This is a genomic window from Candidatus Thermoplasmatota archaeon (genome assembly GCA_035540375.1).
Taxonomy (GTDB): Archaea; Thermoplasmatota; SW-10-69-26; order JACQPN01; family JAJPHT01; genus DATLGO01.
The window spans coordinates 13674-28334 of record DATLGO010000087.1; the positions used below are offsets into that span (position 1 = coordinate 13674).

The 14661-nt window shown below is 70.4% G+C and carries 15 protein-coding genes; 6 read left to right on the forward strand and 9 right to left on the reverse strand.

Annotated elements, in window-relative coordinates:
- Positions 1–32 precede the first annotated feature (32 nt).
- The 9 genes from VM889_10260 to VM889_10300 all read right to left on the reverse strand — a co-directional run bounded on the left by VM889_10260 (position 33) and on the right by VM889_10300 (position 8072).
- Positions 33–1694, reverse strand: a complete 1662-nt coding sequence (locus VM889_10260; GenBank protein ID HVL48928.1) for an MBL fold metallo-hydrolase — start codon at positions 1692–1694, stop codon at positions 33–35.
- Entirely contained in the window at positions 1691–2536 is an 846-nt protein-coding gene (locus VM889_10265; GenBank protein ID HVL48929.1) for an HAD family hydrolase, read from the reverse strand. The genes VM889_10260 and VM889_10265 overlap by 4 nt, the downstream gene beginning before the upstream one ends.
- Before the next feature lie 58 nt (positions 2537–2594).
- On the reverse strand, positions 2595–3677 hold the full coding sequence (locus VM889_10270) for a hypothetical protein (GenBank protein ID HVL48930.1): 1083 nt from the start codon (positions 3675–3677) through the stop codon (positions 2595–2597).
- Entirely contained in the window at positions 3670–4152 is a 483-nt protein-coding gene (locus tag VM889_10275; protein HVL48931.1) for a hypothetical protein, read from the reverse strand. The genes VM889_10270 and VM889_10275 overlap by 8 nt, the downstream gene beginning before the upstream one ends.
- Positions 4149–4763 (reverse strand): hypothetical protein, encoded by a 615-nt coding sequence (locus VM889_10280; GenBank protein ID HVL48932.1) that lies wholly within the window; start codon positions 4761–4763, stop codon positions 4149–4151. The genes VM889_10275 and VM889_10280 overlap by 4 nt, the downstream gene beginning before the upstream one ends.
- Positions 4764–4765: 2 nt before the next feature.
- On the reverse strand, positions 4766–5326 hold the full coding sequence (locus VM889_10285; GenBank protein HVL48933.1) for a MarR family transcriptional regulator: 561 nt from the start codon (positions 5324–5326) through the stop codon (positions 4766–4768).
- 188 nt (positions 5327–5514) lie between these two features.
- Entirely contained in the window at positions 5515–6576 is a 1062-nt protein-coding gene (locus VM889_10290; protein ID HVL48934.1) for a hypothetical protein, read from the reverse strand.
- A gap of 5 nt (positions 6577–6581) precedes the next feature.
- Positions 6582–7298 (reverse strand): hypothetical protein, encoded by a 717-nt coding sequence (locus VM889_10295; GenBank protein ID HVL48935.1) that lies wholly within the window; start codon positions 7296–7298, stop codon positions 6582–6584.
- 9 nt (positions 7299–7307) lie between these two features.
- Entirely contained in the window at positions 7308–8072 is a 765-nt protein-coding gene (locus tag VM889_10300; GenBank protein ID HVL48936.1) for a hypothetical protein, read from the reverse strand.
- A gap of 146 nt (positions 8073–8218) precedes the next feature.
- Here VM889_10300 and VM889_10305 point away from each other — a divergent pair, with 146 nt between their 5' ends.
- The 6 genes from VM889_10305 (at position 8219) to VM889_10330 (ending at position 14635) form a co-directional block, all read left to right on the forward strand.
- Positions 8219–8764: a hypothetical protein gene (locus VM889_10305; GenBank protein HVL48937.1), complete on the forward strand. Its 546-nt coding sequence runs from the start codon at positions 8219–8221 to the stop codon at positions 8762–8764.
- An 86-nt stretch (positions 8765–8850) separates the two neighbouring features.
- Positions 8851–8991 carry a hypothetical protein gene (locus VM889_10310; GenBank protein HVL48938.1) on the forward strand — a complete coding sequence of 47 codons (141 nt, stop codon included), beginning with the start codon at positions 8851–8853 and terminating at the stop codon, positions 8989–8991.
- A 116-nt stretch (positions 8992–9107) separates the two neighbouring features.
- On the forward strand, positions 9108–10409 hold the full coding sequence (locus VM889_10315; protein ID HVL48939.1) for a choice-of-anchor X domain-containing protein: 1302 nt from the start codon (positions 9108–9110) through the stop codon (positions 10407–10409).
- A gap of 46 nt (positions 10410–10455) precedes the next feature.
- On the forward strand, positions 10456–11358 hold the full coding sequence (locus VM889_10320; GenBank protein ID HVL48940.1) for a hypothetical protein: 903 nt from the start codon (positions 10456–10458) through the stop codon (positions 11356–11358).
- Positions 11342–12703 carry a choice-of-anchor X domain-containing protein gene (locus tag VM889_10325; protein HVL48941.1) on the forward strand — a complete coding sequence of 454 codons (1362 nt, stop codon included), beginning with the start codon at positions 11342–11344 and terminating at the stop codon, positions 12701–12703. The genes VM889_10320 and VM889_10325 overlap by 17 nt, the downstream gene beginning before the upstream one ends.
- Before the next feature lie 192 nt (positions 12704–12895).
- Entirely contained in the window at positions 12896–14635 is a 1740-nt protein-coding gene (locus tag VM889_10330; protein HVL48942.1) for a hypothetical protein, read from the forward strand.
- Positions 14636–14661: the final 26 nt, after the last annotated feature.

Here is a 14661-nt window from a genome sequence, read left to right on the forward strand (position 1 = left end):
GCCGCCCGCCGCGGCACGACGCCGGTCGCGTATCAGACCTCGACCACGACTTCGCCCTTCGCCGCGTTCGCGTACGTCCGCCCCTTGAACGTCCGCACGTCGCCCGCGAGGCCCGCGAAACGATCGAGGCTTTTCTCCTGCGTGTGGATGGGGACGAGCATCCCGGGCGAGGCGTTGCGGATGAGCTTCAGGATGTCCTGCGCGCCGCCGTGGCCGCTGACGTGCGTCGTGCCCGTCTTCGCGACGAGGACGTCGGCGTCGGCCTTCGAGGCCTTCACGTTGTGCTCCATCCCGAAGCGCGCGAGCCAGTTGCGCTGCCGCGCGAGATCCATCGCCATCTCGTCCGAGTAGGGCTCGGTCGAGCAGCGGATCCAGCGCGATCCCGCGGGCGGCGCGAGGTCGAAGAGCTCGTTCGAGGCCCAGAACGAGAGGTGCACGATGTAGCGGTCGGGGTTGTCGAGCACGTCGAAGGCGCGCTTCGCGTTCAAGAAGTGGTGGAGGCCGAGCGAGAGGTAGCCTTCGTCGCGGTCCTTCCACGCCTTCTTCATGTCGGCGCTGCGGTCGCCCCAGTCCGCGAGGTAGCCGGCCTCGTGCTTCTCGTAGTCGCCGGGCTCGTCAAGCATCGACTTCTTGCGGCGAAGGTACACGCCGACGTTGTCGTAATTCTCGACGCTTCGCGAGGGGAATCCTGGCACTGTTTCGAGACGCTTCAGGAGATACGCGGTGCGCGGGTCCACGAGGAGTTGGCGCCCCGTCGCGCTCGCGACGCGCTGGAGCGTGTCGAAGCGGGTCGTATCCTTCCATGCGAACTCCGCGACGACGAGTCCCTTCGCCTCCTGCGCGAGCTCCGTCACGCCGCGCTCGACGCCTTCCTCGTTGTCGGCTGCGTCGTGGTCGATGCGCGTGCCTTCGCAGAGCATCACGTCCGGCTCGAGGCTCTCGGTGGCCTTGAGGAGCGCGCTCGTGCGGTCCATCAGGCGGCCATGGAAGCGGATGTCGCCGCTGTAGAAAATGCGCTTCCCCGAAGGGGTCTTGACGAAGAAGGCACACGCACCGGGGACGGAGTGGTCGACGGGGATCGGGACGACGCTGAAAGGACCGACGTGGTGGACCTCCTGCTCGGCGAGCGTGCGGATGTCGCGGACCCCGTCAGTCGTGTCGACCGTCGGTCGATCGGGGAACGTCGCGCCCTTCCCGCTCGTGCCGAGCTCGCGCCGGCGAACGGTGGAGATCTCGCTCTCGATGTCCGTCCCGTTCACGTCCTGGATGGCGTCGATCATGCCCTTCGTGACGGGCGAGCAGTAGACGGGGATCTGCGGGTCGACGAACGAGAGGTCCTGGAAGTGGTCGACGTGCGCGTGCGTCACGAGGATGCCGTGCACGAAGTTGCGCCCGCCGTTGCGGCGGCGCCACGCGTCGGCGCTCTCGGGGAGGTCCTTGTCGGTCGCGGCGCGCGCGACCGTGAGCATGTCCTCGCGGTAGATCCCGTCGACGTCGGGGAGGAGATCGAGGCGCAGAAGGTCGCGGAGGATCGCGTTCGCGCGGGGCCTGAGGAACTCCTCGAAGTAGTTCCCGCGCGCGCCGATGCTCATGCCGAAGTCGAGCAGGATCCGGTCGTCGCCCTCCTCGACGAGGAATTTGTTGCCGCCAATCTCGTTGACGCCGCCGTAGAGCGTGATGCGCGTCTTCGTCATGGTGCTTCCCCCGGGGTCGTCGGGGCCGTCGCGGCGGCCACGGGCAGAGCGACGCCACCGGACCGTAAATCCATTTGCCTTCGCGGGACCCGATCAGGGACGAGCGCGAGGAGGTCGTCGAGCTGACGGATCTCGCGATCCGCCCGGTGCGCGGGGTGATCGCTCGCGAAATCGGGCTGAAGACCGTACGTTGCGAGGGCCGTGCGGCAGCCGAGCGCCTTCGCGGGCCCGACGTCGCGGCGCGGGTTGTCGCCGACCATGAGAAGCGCGCTCGCCGGGAGGTTGAGGCGCGCGAGGGCTCGTTCGAAGGGGCGGCTGTCGACCTTGCCGCGGGGCGTGTCCTCGACGGTGATGACGTCCTCGAAGAAGGCGCGCAGCCGCGACGCCTGGAGGCGCTTGAGCGCGCGGTGGCGCGGCGCGTCGGTGATGAGCGCGAGCCGGTAACCGCGTCGGCTCAATTCGAGAAGCGTGCGATGCGCGCGCGGATACGGCCGGGCCTCGGCCTCCTCGGCCGCGTCGAACGCATGCCTTCCCAGGATGACGAGCGACGGGTCGACGGTCCCGTAGGCGTCGAGGAGGAACAGGTCCACGACGTCGTCGCGGTCGATGCCCTGCTCGAGGGCCAGCCGCATCATCGTCCGCGCCGCGACGGGAGGGTCGAGGTCGAGTCCAGCGTCGGCGAGCGCCCACGCGGCCGCTTCGCAGGCGCGTTCCTTGAGGCGGAGGATGTCGACGAGCGTGCAGTCGAGGTCGAACGCGACGGCCTCGACCCCGTCGAAGGGCGCGGCGCCTCGCGGCTTCCAGGCGTCGTCGAGGTCGTCGTCGGCGAGGGTGGATCCCATCACACCCCGATTGGAGCCCGAACGGGATCGGCCCTCTTTCAGATCGTTCGATGCCGACTCAAACGACCGATCGGGCGCGGAGGATGGCCCGCGAGGCCTCGACGTCCCGCGCGAAGGTCTCCATGACCGGGCCGCCCCCATGATCGACGCGCAGCATCTCGGCCGCGCCGTGCGCCGGCGTCTTCGCGCTCCAGTCGCCCCAGAGCCGCGCGTTCAACCCGCTCAGGTGGACGACCCCGAAGGCGACCGCTAGGTCATGGACGAAGCGCGCGAGCGTCCGTTCGTCGACGAAACCCTGCGGGATGGCCGTTTCCCGCGGGAGCTGGAGGTGGAGGCTCTTGACCCCCGCCGCCTGGGCGTGCCGCGTCATGTCGCCGTCGGACGTGAGGAGGAGCAGGTCCGCATGGTGCGCGCGCCGGAACGCGCCGTAGCTCTGCGCGATGAGGCGATCGTTCGTCTCCTTGTCGGTGGCGAGCGGCTCGCAGCTTGCGCGCATCGCGCGAGTGTGTTTCGTGAAGGCCTCGACCGCGTCGTATCCGAGCTTCGCCCTGCGGCCTTTCTTGAACGAGCGCCCGCGGAGCCATGACGCGGAGCGCCCCTCGTGCAGCTTGGCCGCGAGCGACGTCACGTCCGCCTCGCTGTACTTGTCGGCGATGGCGCGGTCGAGTTCCGCGAGGACGCCCTCGCTCACGACGTAGCGGAACGACCCCATGCGGCCCGTGAGGAGGTCGAGCGGCAGCCCGCGGTCGGGGAGCCGGTTGTAGAGCGCGTTCGTGTCGAAGGCGAGGAACGTCGGATTCGGGTTCGACGGATTCGCGGCGTTCGCGGCCTCCCGCTCGAGCGTCGCTGCCGCCTCGTCGTGGTTCGCGTATCGGAGCAATCCCGCCGAGAGCATCGCGTCGCGCAGGTCGCTCCACGCAGGCTGATCGTCCGCGAGCTTCGGCTTCGCGGGGGTGTATTTCTCGCGCGCGGCATCGAGCGCTTCCTCCGAAACGCCGTGCGTGATGGCGCCGCTTCGCGGGTCGTACTCGAAAAGCGCGAGATTGAAGTACGGATAGCGGACGACGAGTCGTTCCCGCCGGTCGTGGAGCGCGTTGAGGAGCGCGACGAACTCGTGCGAGGCGACGACGAGATCAGTCATCGGCGAGGCCCTCCTCGGACAGATCGCGGGCGCGTTGGATGCGCGCCGGGACGAGCGGATACGGGAGGTCGCGGTAGTCGTACCCCGCGACGTCGAGGTAGAACACGTGATCGGGTCTGCCGCTTCGGGCCGCGTCGAAGAGCGCGAGCTTCGCGACGGTGCGGCCCGGGGTGACGTCCACGGCCACCTTCCTCGCCTCCATCTGGGCCTTCTTGATGAGACGCAGGGCCTCGTTGCGGATCGCCGCGAAATCGTCGATCTTCACGGGCACGAGATGGATGACGGGTTTCTCGACGCCGAGCGCCTGCAGCGCGACGCCGATTTGGTCGACGAGCCGCCGCGCGCGGTCCGTCGTCGCGTCGGGCGTGAAGACGTGCACGTCCTTGGGGACGAAGCGCCGCTGGCGCGCGGCCGCCCAGAGGCTGTTGAGCGTCGCGAATTCGGACGCATACTCCTGCGTGATGAGGACGGTCACGCCGACCCCCCCGCGGCGACGAAGTGCGACCGATAGTAGTGGCCTGCCGCGGTGAGCGACGCGGTCAGGTGGTCGGCGCGGACGAGGCCGGCCTTGCGCAGGCGGAGAAGCGCTCCCTTGAGTGTCGCGGGCGCGAGGCCCGAGGTCGCCGAAAGCGCCGCCTGCGTGGCCTCGCCCTTCACCGGAAGCGCGAGGAGCACGCCGCGGTCCGTTTCGAGGATGCGGTCCGCGAGCTTCACCGAGACGGCGACCGGGAGCCGGGACACGCCGCGGGCGTGGCAGAAGAAGGCCTCGACGCCCTCCTCGAAGGCGGCAAGCATGAGCGCGGTCGTGACGAGGTTCGGCCCGCCGCCGACGTGCACCCGCACCCCGCCCTTGCGATGGGCCTGGATCGCGGCGCGCGCCGCGGCGAGCGTCCCGAGGAGGTCGGCGGCGTCCACGCCCACGACGTCGACGTCGACCCCGGTGAGACGCTCGTTTTCGCGCACCGCGTCCATCTCGACGCTCTTGGGGTCGGCCGTGACGACAACGAGCCGCGATCGCCCGACGAGCCGTCGCGCGGCGTCGAAGGCTTCGCGGTCGAGGCCGTGCCCGGTCAGAAGCGTCGCCATGCTCACGGCCCCATGAGGAGGAGCGCGGCGGATTCGCGCACGCGCAGCGTCTCGCGGCGGGCGTCCTTCGGGTCGGCCTCGCTCGAGAGGAGCTGCTTCGCCTTCAGGTTCGTGACGTGGTGGCTCACCGTGCCGCGACTGAGCTTGAGCGCGCGCATGATCTCGGCCTGGTCGCATCCCTTCGCGCCCTTCTCGGAAACGAAGCGCAGGACGCGGCGCTGGGGCTCGTTCAGGATCTCTTCGTAGCGAAGGCTCAGAAGCGGGAGCCGGACCTCCTTCTGGCTGCGCTCGTCGATGTACACCGCGCGCACGCCTTCGAGGATGCACGCGAGCGTCGCCGCGGCGCTGATGACGGGCGTCCCGCCCGTGATGTTGAACACGACGTTCTCCGCGCCTTCCTTGCGAAGGTCCGCGCGCATCGCCTTCGCGCACTGGATGATGTCGAACGCGTCGAGCGCGATGGCCTTCGCCGCGAGGCCGCGCTCGCGGCAGAATGCGCGAACCTGCTCCGCGGCCTCCCGGCTCTTCGCCGCGTGGTCGTGGTAGAAGACGAGCTTGGTCACGTCGTCGTAGGCCGTGACCGTCGGGAGCAGTTTGCCCGGCGTGAAGCCGAGGGTGCCAAAGACGATGATGTTGAGACCTCCCCGTTCGAGCGGCCGTGAAATATTCGACCGGGGCGGATAGATGGTGTTGGATTATTTAACGAATCGTAGAACGAGCGGGGCCGGACCCGGCCCCGCTCGGGTCGCGCCTACGCCGTCCGGTCGAGCATGCGCCGGGCGGCGAAGGCGAGGAAGGCCGCGACGAAGGCGCCGACGACGATGGCGAGGAACGTCGGGCTCATGACGAGCGCGAGCGTCGCGCTCACCCACGAGGCGGCGCGCGGCGCGGGCTCTCCCGCCGTCTCCGTCGCGACCGTCTCCTGGGGCGCCCCTTCCTCGATCCGCGTCTCGGCAGGCGCGGTCGCGCCGGGCGTGCCCATCGTGAAGAACACGCGCGGCCCGTCGGTCTCCTTCGCGCTCCCCGCCACCGTCTGGAGGAGGATGCTCGAGCCGATGTCGTGCTGCACGAGGTGGGGCACGCGGTCGACGCTGCCCGTGACGTGCTCCACGACGGCGGGGTCGAATTCTCCGTTCGCGCTTACGCCGTTGAGCTTCGTGAAGGAGTACGTCCCGCTCGCGCGCGCGACGACGCGACCGGCGCCGTCCGTCACCGTGAAGAGATACGGCACGCTCGGCGCGGCGCGCGCGAGCGACACCGTCGCGCGCACCTCGCGTCCGACCGCGCGGACCGTCTGGGACTCCGCCGCGCTGATCTCGCCATCAGCGTCGGCATCGATGCCGAGCGTCGCGCTGCAGCAGTCCGGCGTCCGCAGGTGGCCGACGAGCGCGACGGTCGCGCTCACGTGCCCCTTCACGACGCGCAGGCTCGTCGTGTCGCGCGGGAGGTCGAGGCGACCGGAATCCACCTCGCTTCCGAGGATGCGGATGCCCTCCGCGGAGAGCTCGCCGCCCACGCGGAGAAGTCGAACCCCGGCGAGCGTGGCAAGCTCCACCGACCAGGACCCCGCGCCGCCTTCGACGGGCAGGGAAAGGCTTCCCGCGAGGGCGTCGCCCGCGCGCGCCGCGAGCGTCGTCTCGGCCGTCGCGTTCGCGAAGGTCGCGCGGAACGTCCCCTGGAAGGGGGCGCGCGCGACCACGTCGCCCAGCTCGAAGGTGACGAACAGGAAGGAATCCCCGGCCGGAGCGGCGGGGGCCGTCGGCACGAGGGCGGTCGCGAGAACGAGCGCGGCGATGGAAAGCGTGGTGCGCATGTGTTTCACCCGTGGATGATCCCCGTCTGGGGCGTGAGATTCGCGAGGGCGCGGTCCGAGCGCTCGACGTACTGGGCGTAGCCGGGCTCGGTGCGGAGCGTCGGGAAGACGGCGTCGATCTCGGCGTCGGAGAGCTGGACGAGGATCGCCCAGTGGAGGTCCTCGCCCGGCCGCTCGTGATGGCTCCACATGTGGCGGTGCGGCCGGTACGTCGTGTCCATCTGGCGGTAGAGCGACTCCCCCTGGCGCGTGTCGCCGGCCGAGATGAGCCACATCATGGGCGAGCCGTGTCCCTCGGCGGGCGCCGTGAGCGGACGCGGGCCGTACGTGTCGACGCCTTCGAGCAGGCGCTCGATCGCGTCCTGGATGCCATACTCGCCGATCGACGTCTGGACCGCGGTGGGCGTCATGAAGATGCCTGGCATCAGCTCCTTCGCGAACGTGCCGGGCTCGCGGCCGTGCGTCGTCCGGAGGACGACGAGGTCGAAGAGGTCGAGCACGTTCTGGAGCGCCAGGTCCGTCTCGGTGCGGGCGCCCTTGTTGACGACGACGAGGTTGAGCTCCGACGGGCCGAAGCGCGCGAGGTGATCCGCAAGCAGGCCGTCGTTCGTGACGCCCTTCGACCCGCTCGTCGCGGATCGGGCGACGCGCTGGACGACCTCGAGCGGCGCGATGCGGCGGCTTCCCGGCAGGCTCGATCCCCTGAATCCGTTGGTGTGCATGCGGTTTCCTCACAGGACCTTGACGCTCTCGACGACGGGCTCGACGGGCGTCTCCGCGGTGAGCGGCTGCGCGGCGTCGGTCACGAAGCAGTTCATCCGGAGCTTCGCGGGCGTTCGCGCGAAGTCCTCCCTCAGGGCGTGCGCGCGCGTGAGGCTCGTGTAACCCTTGCCGACGCCGACCACGACGCGCAGCAGCGAAAGCTGGGACGCGTCGCGCTTCAGGCGCTCGAGCGCCTTCGCGTGTTTCACGCGCTCCCGGCTTGCGAGCTGCAGGGCCGGCTGGACCTTCGAGTCGCCGGCCCGCGTCGGCTCCAGGAAGAGCACGGGCTCGCCCCACACGCGCTTCGAGAAGCCCCACGCGTCCTTCGGCCGGACGACGTACTTCCGGCGGTGGCTTGCGACGAATCGCCGTTCGGTCGCCGGCAGCGCTTCGCCTTCGGCGAGCGCGGCCGCGGTGACGCTTCCGGCCGAGAACTCGAGGATCGGGGCGGTTTCACGCGCGCGGGCCGCGGCGCGGCGCCGACCGATCACGTCGCGCAGAAGGAGCGTGACGCTTGCGAACGTCAGCGCGAGGAACACGAGGACGCCTCCGAGGAGGAGCAGCTCGCGGACCTCGAGCGGGATGCGTTCCCAGACGGCCACTACGTGTCCGCCGAACAGGCCCCATGCCAGGTACGCCGTCATGCCGCCGACGACGAGGCCGAGCGACACGACGCCGATGAGCTTCAGCGTGCGGGCCGCGCCCTTGACCTCGCGCCACAGGTTCGCGATCATCGGGGCCGCCGACGACAGCCCGGCGGAGAATTCCTGCGTCGAAACGTTCGAATTCCCTCAGGACACGCGCGCCATTCGATGCCCGATCGAACGTGACGAAGGGATTCCTTTCCGCCGCCGCGTCGAGGCGGGGTCGGAGGCCTTTCTTGGAGATCCATCCCCATCCCACGTCCCCCGAGGCGCCGCGCGCGAACGCCCATCCCCTCGGTCTTCGGGACGCGTTCCGGCCCCCCACCGTGCTCGACGTGACGAGCGTCGCGGCCGCGCGGGGTTTCGTCGCGCGCGTCGGCGTGAGCCGAGTCGTCGAGGAGCGCGTGCTGCGCGTCCACAGTCAGTGCCTCTGCCCGCACTGCGAAAGCGTCGCCGCCGCGGAGATGCGCGACCGGCTCGAGCGCCTTCTCGGCGCGCTCGAAAGCGCCATCGCGGCCGCGGAGGACGGCGCGCAGGAGGTCCCTTTCCTGCTCGACATCCCGGTGCGTTGGCCGGGGCCCCCCGGACGCCGGTTCGCGGGCCTCAGGGCGCGGCTGGTCCCGCTCGACGATGGACCGATCCTCCTCATCACGATGGGCGACGAGGTGCACGAGGCGCCGTTCGCCTTCCGTCTCGGCTCCGCCAGCCCTGGCTACGGTCCGGCCTTCTTCCTTGCGACCGCTGACGGCGACGCCGTCCGGGGGGAACGCTCGCATCCATGAGTTTCCGGGCATCCGTCACAATCGTTTGATCACGGCCCAAACGATCTCACGCCAGTCTTTCGCCCGCCGCGGTCCTCGTCCGTCTCATGAGCGCGACGTGCGCATGCTGCGGCGGCATCCTCGGGGCCGATTCCTGGTCCTTGACCATCTGCGACGAGGCCTGCCTCGATGCCGCCGCGGCCGCGTTCACGGCGGCGCCTTCCCGCGTCGGCTTCGCCGAAGCCTGACGTGGTCACGTCCACCGATCATCGCGAAAGATTAAGCGGAGCGCGCGCCCCCGCGGCGCGTCGGGCGAGGTCCGGGACGCACGTCCCGTCCTCGCCGGCTGCGTCGAGGATGTATCATGATGCCGCGCTCCGCCCATGGTCGCGACCGCTTCGCCGAACGCCGCCCGAGGCGCGCCCTCGGGGACGATGCCCTCTCGGACGTCGTCGCCACGATGCTCCTCGTGGGCGTCACGGCCTCTCTCGTGGCGGGCGCGTCGCTCGGCCTCGTTTCGACGAGCGGCGCCCCCTTGCCTCCCTCCGGCCTCGCTCTCGCGGCCGCGGCGCTCGAGGGGTCGGATCACGTCACGCTTGTCCACGCGGGCGGTGAGACGTTCAGCGGCGGCTCGCTCCGCGTCGTCGTCACGGTGGACGGACGGAAGGCGCACGATGCCCCGCTTGCGGCCGAGCGATTCGGGCTCGGGGACGCCGTCGCCGTGCCGGTCGCGCAAACCCTCGCGCTCGGAGGCGCCGTGTCGGTCGCCGTCATCGACGTCGCGCGAGGCCACACGCTCGCGACGGCGGAGCTCGACGTATCGGGCGCGGTCGTCCCCCGCGTCGATCCTCCTCCCGCCTTCACCATGAGGCTGCGCGTCCTCGGGGCCGGGTCGCCCATCGTCCTCGCCCCGCCCGCCGAGATCCTCGTCGAGGCCGACGTGTCCCACGAGGCCGGCCGCAAGAACGTGCGCCACGTCTACGTCGATCTCACGTCGATGAAGGGCCCCGCGTGGGCGGCCCTGCGCGACGACGGCGCGGGCGGAGACCGCCTCGCGGGCGACGGCGTCTGGGGCGCGCTCGTGCTCGTGCCGCGCGACGTCTCGGGGGGCTCGAAGACGCTCGATGCGACGGCCATCGATTTCGACGGACGGCGCGCGACGGCCTCCGTCGTCGTCGAGCTCGTCCGACGCCTCGAGGCGACGGAGGAGTCCGCGAACCCGACGAGCACCCCGATGCCGGACGCGCGGACCTGTCCCGGGGGAACCGGAGCCGTCGCGGGCTACCGTTACGGGATCTCGGGCGCGGCCGCGGCCGATCTCGGCGGCGCCGTGAGGCCGGGGGACCACGTGACCGCCTACGTGACGATCGCGCCCGGGTGCGCGAACGTGACCGTCTCGCTCGTGACGTACCGGGCGCCCTCGGCCGCGTTCTCATGGGAGACGGCCGGCGGGCAGACCCTGTTCGACAGCGCGACCGCGGTCCTGGGGCCTGGCGAGCATGCGCTCGAGGTCGACGTGCCGGACTGCCATTTCCAGGTCAGTCTCGTCCTCGGCTTGCCCATCGTCGCGCAGGGTCCCGAGCACACGAACAACTTCTATTCCAGGCAGAACCGGCTCCTCGACGCCGACAACGGCGGCGACCGGTCCTGCGTTTCGGAGGCTTGAGATGGAACGAAGAAACTTCTCCGACGACAGGGCTGTGGCCGGGGCCGTGGGGATCATCCTGATGATGGCCCTCGCGGTCACCGTATACGCGAACGCCGTCCGAAGCGACATCCCGGTGTACGGGATGGACGCGGAAAGCGCGTGGGACGCCGAGATCGCGGGCGCGCTGCGCCAGCTTTCCCGCTCCACGGGTCAGGGTCTCGCGGAGGGCGCTCCTGTCACGGTGCTCCTTCCGCCGCCGCCCCCCGCGCGCGCGGTCGAAATGCCCTTCATCGGCGGCGCCGTGCCGTTCAGCCCTTCCGGAACCGTGTTCTTCGATCCCCGGTGCGGCTCCTTCGGGGCGACGCACGTTGCGGGCGACGGTTCCGCAGTCACGGACCTCGTCTCGGGTTCGACCGGTTGCCTGGCCTTCGACGCTCAACCCGTGTACTCCAAGGCGTTCGGATACCGCATGGAGTACGGCGGCCTCGTGCGCGTGCAGGGCGACCGCGCGATCGTCGTCTCCGGTCCGCCGCTTGAGGTCGAGGCCGTCTCGCCCGGCGAATACCGGGCGAGCCTTGGTCTCCCCGGCCTCCGCGGCCACGCGATCTCGGCCTCGAACGACGCGGGAAGCGTGCGCGTCGACCTCGTGCCCGGACCCGCCGCGCGCGAGATCGAGGACGCCGCGAACGCGAGGAACGCGACGTGGACGCTCGTCACGGAGCACCCGGCCGCCTGGAAATCGTGGTTCGAGTCCCGATTCGCGCAGGCCGGTTTCACGGCCTCGCGGACGGCGCCGCTTCCGGGACAATCCGCCGCCGACTACACCCTGCGGTGCATGCCCGTCGACTGCTCCGTCGGGGCGTCGGGCAAGGGAACGCTCGTCGTGACGCTCGAAGGTCCCCGGACGGACGTCGCCGACCTCCGCCTCTCCTTCAGCTACGGGGTGTACGATGTCAACGTCCAGTAAGCGGACCCTTCGCGCCGATCGTGGCGTCTCGGACGTCGTCAGCACGGCGATGAGCCTCGGGACGATCGTGACGCTCGTCGCCGTCCTCGCCCTCCATCAGGGGCCGTCCCCCGTCGTCGAGCGCTACGATCCGCTGCCGCTCACCGTCTCGGCCGAGACGCACGTCGGCGCGCAGCATCTGGTCCTCGTGCACACGGGCGGCGCGGACGTCGACATGGCTTCCGTACGCGTCCACGTCGCGGCGGGACTCACCACGTTGTTCGACGGGCCCGTGGGCGCGGCGGGCCTTGTATGGCATCACGGCGAATTCGCCACCCTCCTGCTTGCGTCTCCCGTACCGCCGGGCGCCCCGCTGTCCGTGCTCGTCGTGCACGAAGTCGCGGGCGTTTCCGCGCACGGTGCGGCGACGGTGAACGTCGACCCCGTGGCGCCTCCGCCGGAGCTCGAGGGCCTCGCCGCCTCCGTCTTCTTCGGCAACGGCGCGGACCGCATCGTGGCGAACGGCACCGAAACGGTCGTCATCGAGCTTCTCGTCGACCACCCGTCGGGGCGCAAGCTCGTCGCGAGCGTCACGGGACGCCTCGCGGGCGTCCAGGTGCCTCCCGTGGAGTTCCACGACGACGGGACGCGCGGCGACGCGGTCGCGCGCGACGGCCTTTACGTCGGGACCTTACAGCTTCCGCTCGACGTCGCGCCCGGCCTCTATCCGACCACGGTGACGGTGGTGGACCTCAATGGCGCGCGCTCGTACATCACGGGTCTCGTCGAGGTGCTTCCGCCGGTCGTGATCCCGCCCGATCCGCTGCGGCCCATGATCCCCCCGTTCGAGATCCTCCCGACGGGCGGCGTCCGTCCGCGCTGCGCCGGGCCGCTCGTGCTCGAAGTCGTGGGCGTCGACATCACGTACGGGGCCACAGGTCCTCGCATCCCCGTGTACGCATGGTCCACACGCAACGGCGGCGCGACGTTCTCGCCCCTTTACGGCGGGGTGCCGGTCGCGCGCGGCATGCAGGAGAGCTTCGTCGTCGGACCGGGCGACATCGTGGGCGTGCGCGGGCAGGCCAACGGCTTCGGGTTCGTCTCGACGTGGAACTCCTGGTCCGCTGATCCGCACGTCCGCGTGCTGCGCGACGGCGACCTGCCGCCGGACGTCCCCGCGTTCGGCACGCTCCAGACCGACATCGCCGTCTATCTTGCGCCCTACATCGAGAACGGACGGATCGCGCTCGCCGAACACGAGGTCATCGTGCTGTTCGAGTTCAACCCGGACCTCGCCTCGACGGCCGCGGACTTCCAGGACCTCGTGATCCTGTACGACTTCATCGCGGGCAATTGTCCCGGGTGAAGCCGTCACGCGGGCCGGTCGCCGGGCCTGCCCGCCGCCGCGGGTCGATCGGGGCGGGGTGGCCCCTTCGCCGCGACCCAGGGACTTCCCTCCGATGATGTTGGCCGCGGAGGCGTCGGGTCCCTGGCCCCGACATGAGCGGCGATCGGACTGACGAGGAGGGGAAACGGTGAAGACGCGAGTCGCAAGGTGATGGCGCGGAGGCTCCTCCGGATGGATTATCGTCCGCTCCTGCTCATCGCGCCCGCGCTTCTCGCAGCCGGTTGCGTCACGAACTTCTCCGTCGACGAAACAGGGGAGATGGAGGAGCCGAACGGCCTCCGGCTCGAGGACCTCGGCCAGAAGACCTGCGTCGAGGCCGCGCGGCACGGCGAAGCCTCCGCGGCATGTCCGAGGGTTCCCACGCGCTTCGAGGCGCCGCAGACGGGAATCGAGATCCTCGACAGCTTCTTTGCCGTCTACGGTTCCCCGCCTCCGCTCGGCGACGAGGTGGAGCAGGCTTTCGCTTTCGTTTCCGGCGAAAGCGCCCAACCCCCGACGGGCGCCCTGGGCTCGCTCAAGCGGGGGACCAATCCGTCGCGCGCGAGCGGAGGCGCGATCGGCGACGTGATCGCGCCGGGGGGCGGATTCTTCATCGCCCTCTGGGGGAAATGGGACAACGTGAACGGCGACGCCATGGTGGACGTCCGCTACGTCGATCCCCAGAGCTTCAGCCACGCGATGGACAACGAATGGGCCATCGACATCACCGGTGATCCGCTGCTGGGGTACGTGGAGCCGGGGAGCCATCCGACGCTCCTCAGCGCGTCCCGGTTCCAGGAGGACATGCCCGATTTCGTCTACAAGGCCCAAGCCGACGTGTTCGTCTCCTCGGGTGACGCAGCCCAGTCCGAGGTCCCCGTGACCTCCCATATCCTCTTCACCGACGGCAGCCTCTTCCGCCACGTCCGCGTCACGACTGTGTCGCGACCGTTGCTCGCGCCCGACCCCGATGGACGCTTCCCCTTCACGCCGCGGCCCGGCAGCCTCGTCGACATCGACGATTACTCCGCGCTCGCGCCCGGCCCTGTCGCAGCGCTCTACGGCGTGCTCCTGGGCGAGGCGGTCGAGTCCGTCGGGAGCCCCAACCTCGGGATCTGCCCCCGCCGGTGCGCCCCCGACCCCGCGATCCTTGCGGACACCCCGCTTGCGCCCGTCGCACGCGAAGGGTGGAGCCCCTATCCGCAGGAATGGCGTGTCGACAGCGGATCGAGCCGGGCGGGCCGATGGGAGGAGCACAAGGCGGCCTACGCCCCCTGGATCGATCTCCTCGCGCTCGCGCGCGTCAATCCGACCGGCGGCGTCGCGTCCCAGCTCGAATCACGGGACGGCCCGCTCATGGGACGGCGCGCCGACGGCGCCCAGACGAGCGCACCGGGGCTCGTCACGTTCGAGGCGTGGACCGGATTGTGGCGCGACCTCGACGCGGATGGCTTCGTGGGTCGCGCGGGCGACGAGCCCTACGGGCAGGGAGCCCGACCCCAGCCCGACGATTATTACGCAAGCGGCGGGGAATACCTGAGCCTCCGACCGCTCCAGGAGTTCACGGTGACGCTCACGCCCCACGATACCTGGGGCGACGGCGTGATCGTGGTCGCGGGGTATCCGGGATCCGTCCTCGCGGAAACGCCCTGGCCCGTTGTGGCCATCCTCGCCTCGCTCGAACGCGGCGCGTCCGATCCGATCGTCCTGCCGATGCGGTATGCCCACGCCGAGGACGGCGTCTTCCCGGGACACTACCTGACCCCCTATTCGGTCCTCCTCCCCGCCGGGTCGCCCGGGTTCGACGTGTGCACGGAAACCCTTCCGTTGCGCTACGAGGTCGGAGGCGACGCGGGCGAGACGGTCCTCTACGACTGTGACGTCATCGCGCCTTGGGAAGGCGCGCCGTAAAGGACGCAGGGCTCGCGGCCTCGGCG

Bases quoted from the DNA above. Each gene is read 5' to 3' on its own strand.
- VM889_10280 (HVL48932.1), bottom strand. From the start codon at position 4,763: ATGGCGACGCTTCTGACCGGGCACGGCCTCGACCGCGAAGCCTTCGAC.
- VM889_10260 (HVL48928.1), bottom strand. From the start codon at position 1,694: ATGACGAAGACGCGCATCACGCTCTACGGCGGCGTCAACGAGATTGGC.
- VM889_10295 (HVL48935.1), bottom strand. From the start codon at position 7,298: ATGCACACCAACGGATTCAGGGGATCGAGCCTGCCGGGAAGCCGCCGC.
- VM889_10325 (HVL48941.1), top strand. From the start codon at position 11,342: ATGTCAACGTCCAGTAAGCGGACCCTTCGCGCCGATCGTGGCGTCTCG.
- VM889_10300 (HVL48936.1), bottom strand. From the start codon at position 8,072: ATGATCGCGAACCTGTGGCGCGAGGTCAAGGGCGCGGCCCGCACGCTG.
- VM889_10315 (HVL48939.1), top strand. From the start codon at position 9,108: ATGATGCCGCGCTCCGCCCATGGTCGCGACCGCTTCGCCGAACGCCGC.
- VM889_10270 (HVL48930.1), bottom strand. From the start codon at position 3,677: ATGACTGATCTCGTCGTCGCCTCGCACGAGTTCGTCGCGCTCCTCAAC.
- VM889_10330 (HVL48942.1), top strand. From the start codon at position 12,896: ATGGCGCGGAGGCTCCTCCGGATGGATTATCGTCCGCTCCTGCTCATC.
- VM889_10290 (HVL48934.1), bottom strand. From the start codon at position 6,576: ATGCGCACCACGCTTTCCATCGCCGCGCTCGTTCTCGCGACCGCCCTC.
- VM889_10265 (HVL48929.1), bottom strand. From the start codon at position 2,536: ATGGGATCCACCCTCGCCGACGACGACCTCGACGACGCCTGGAAGCCG.
- VM889_10310 (HVL48938.1), top strand. From the start codon at position 8,851: ATGAGCGCGACGTGCGCATGCTGCGGCGGCATCCTCGGGGCCGATTCC.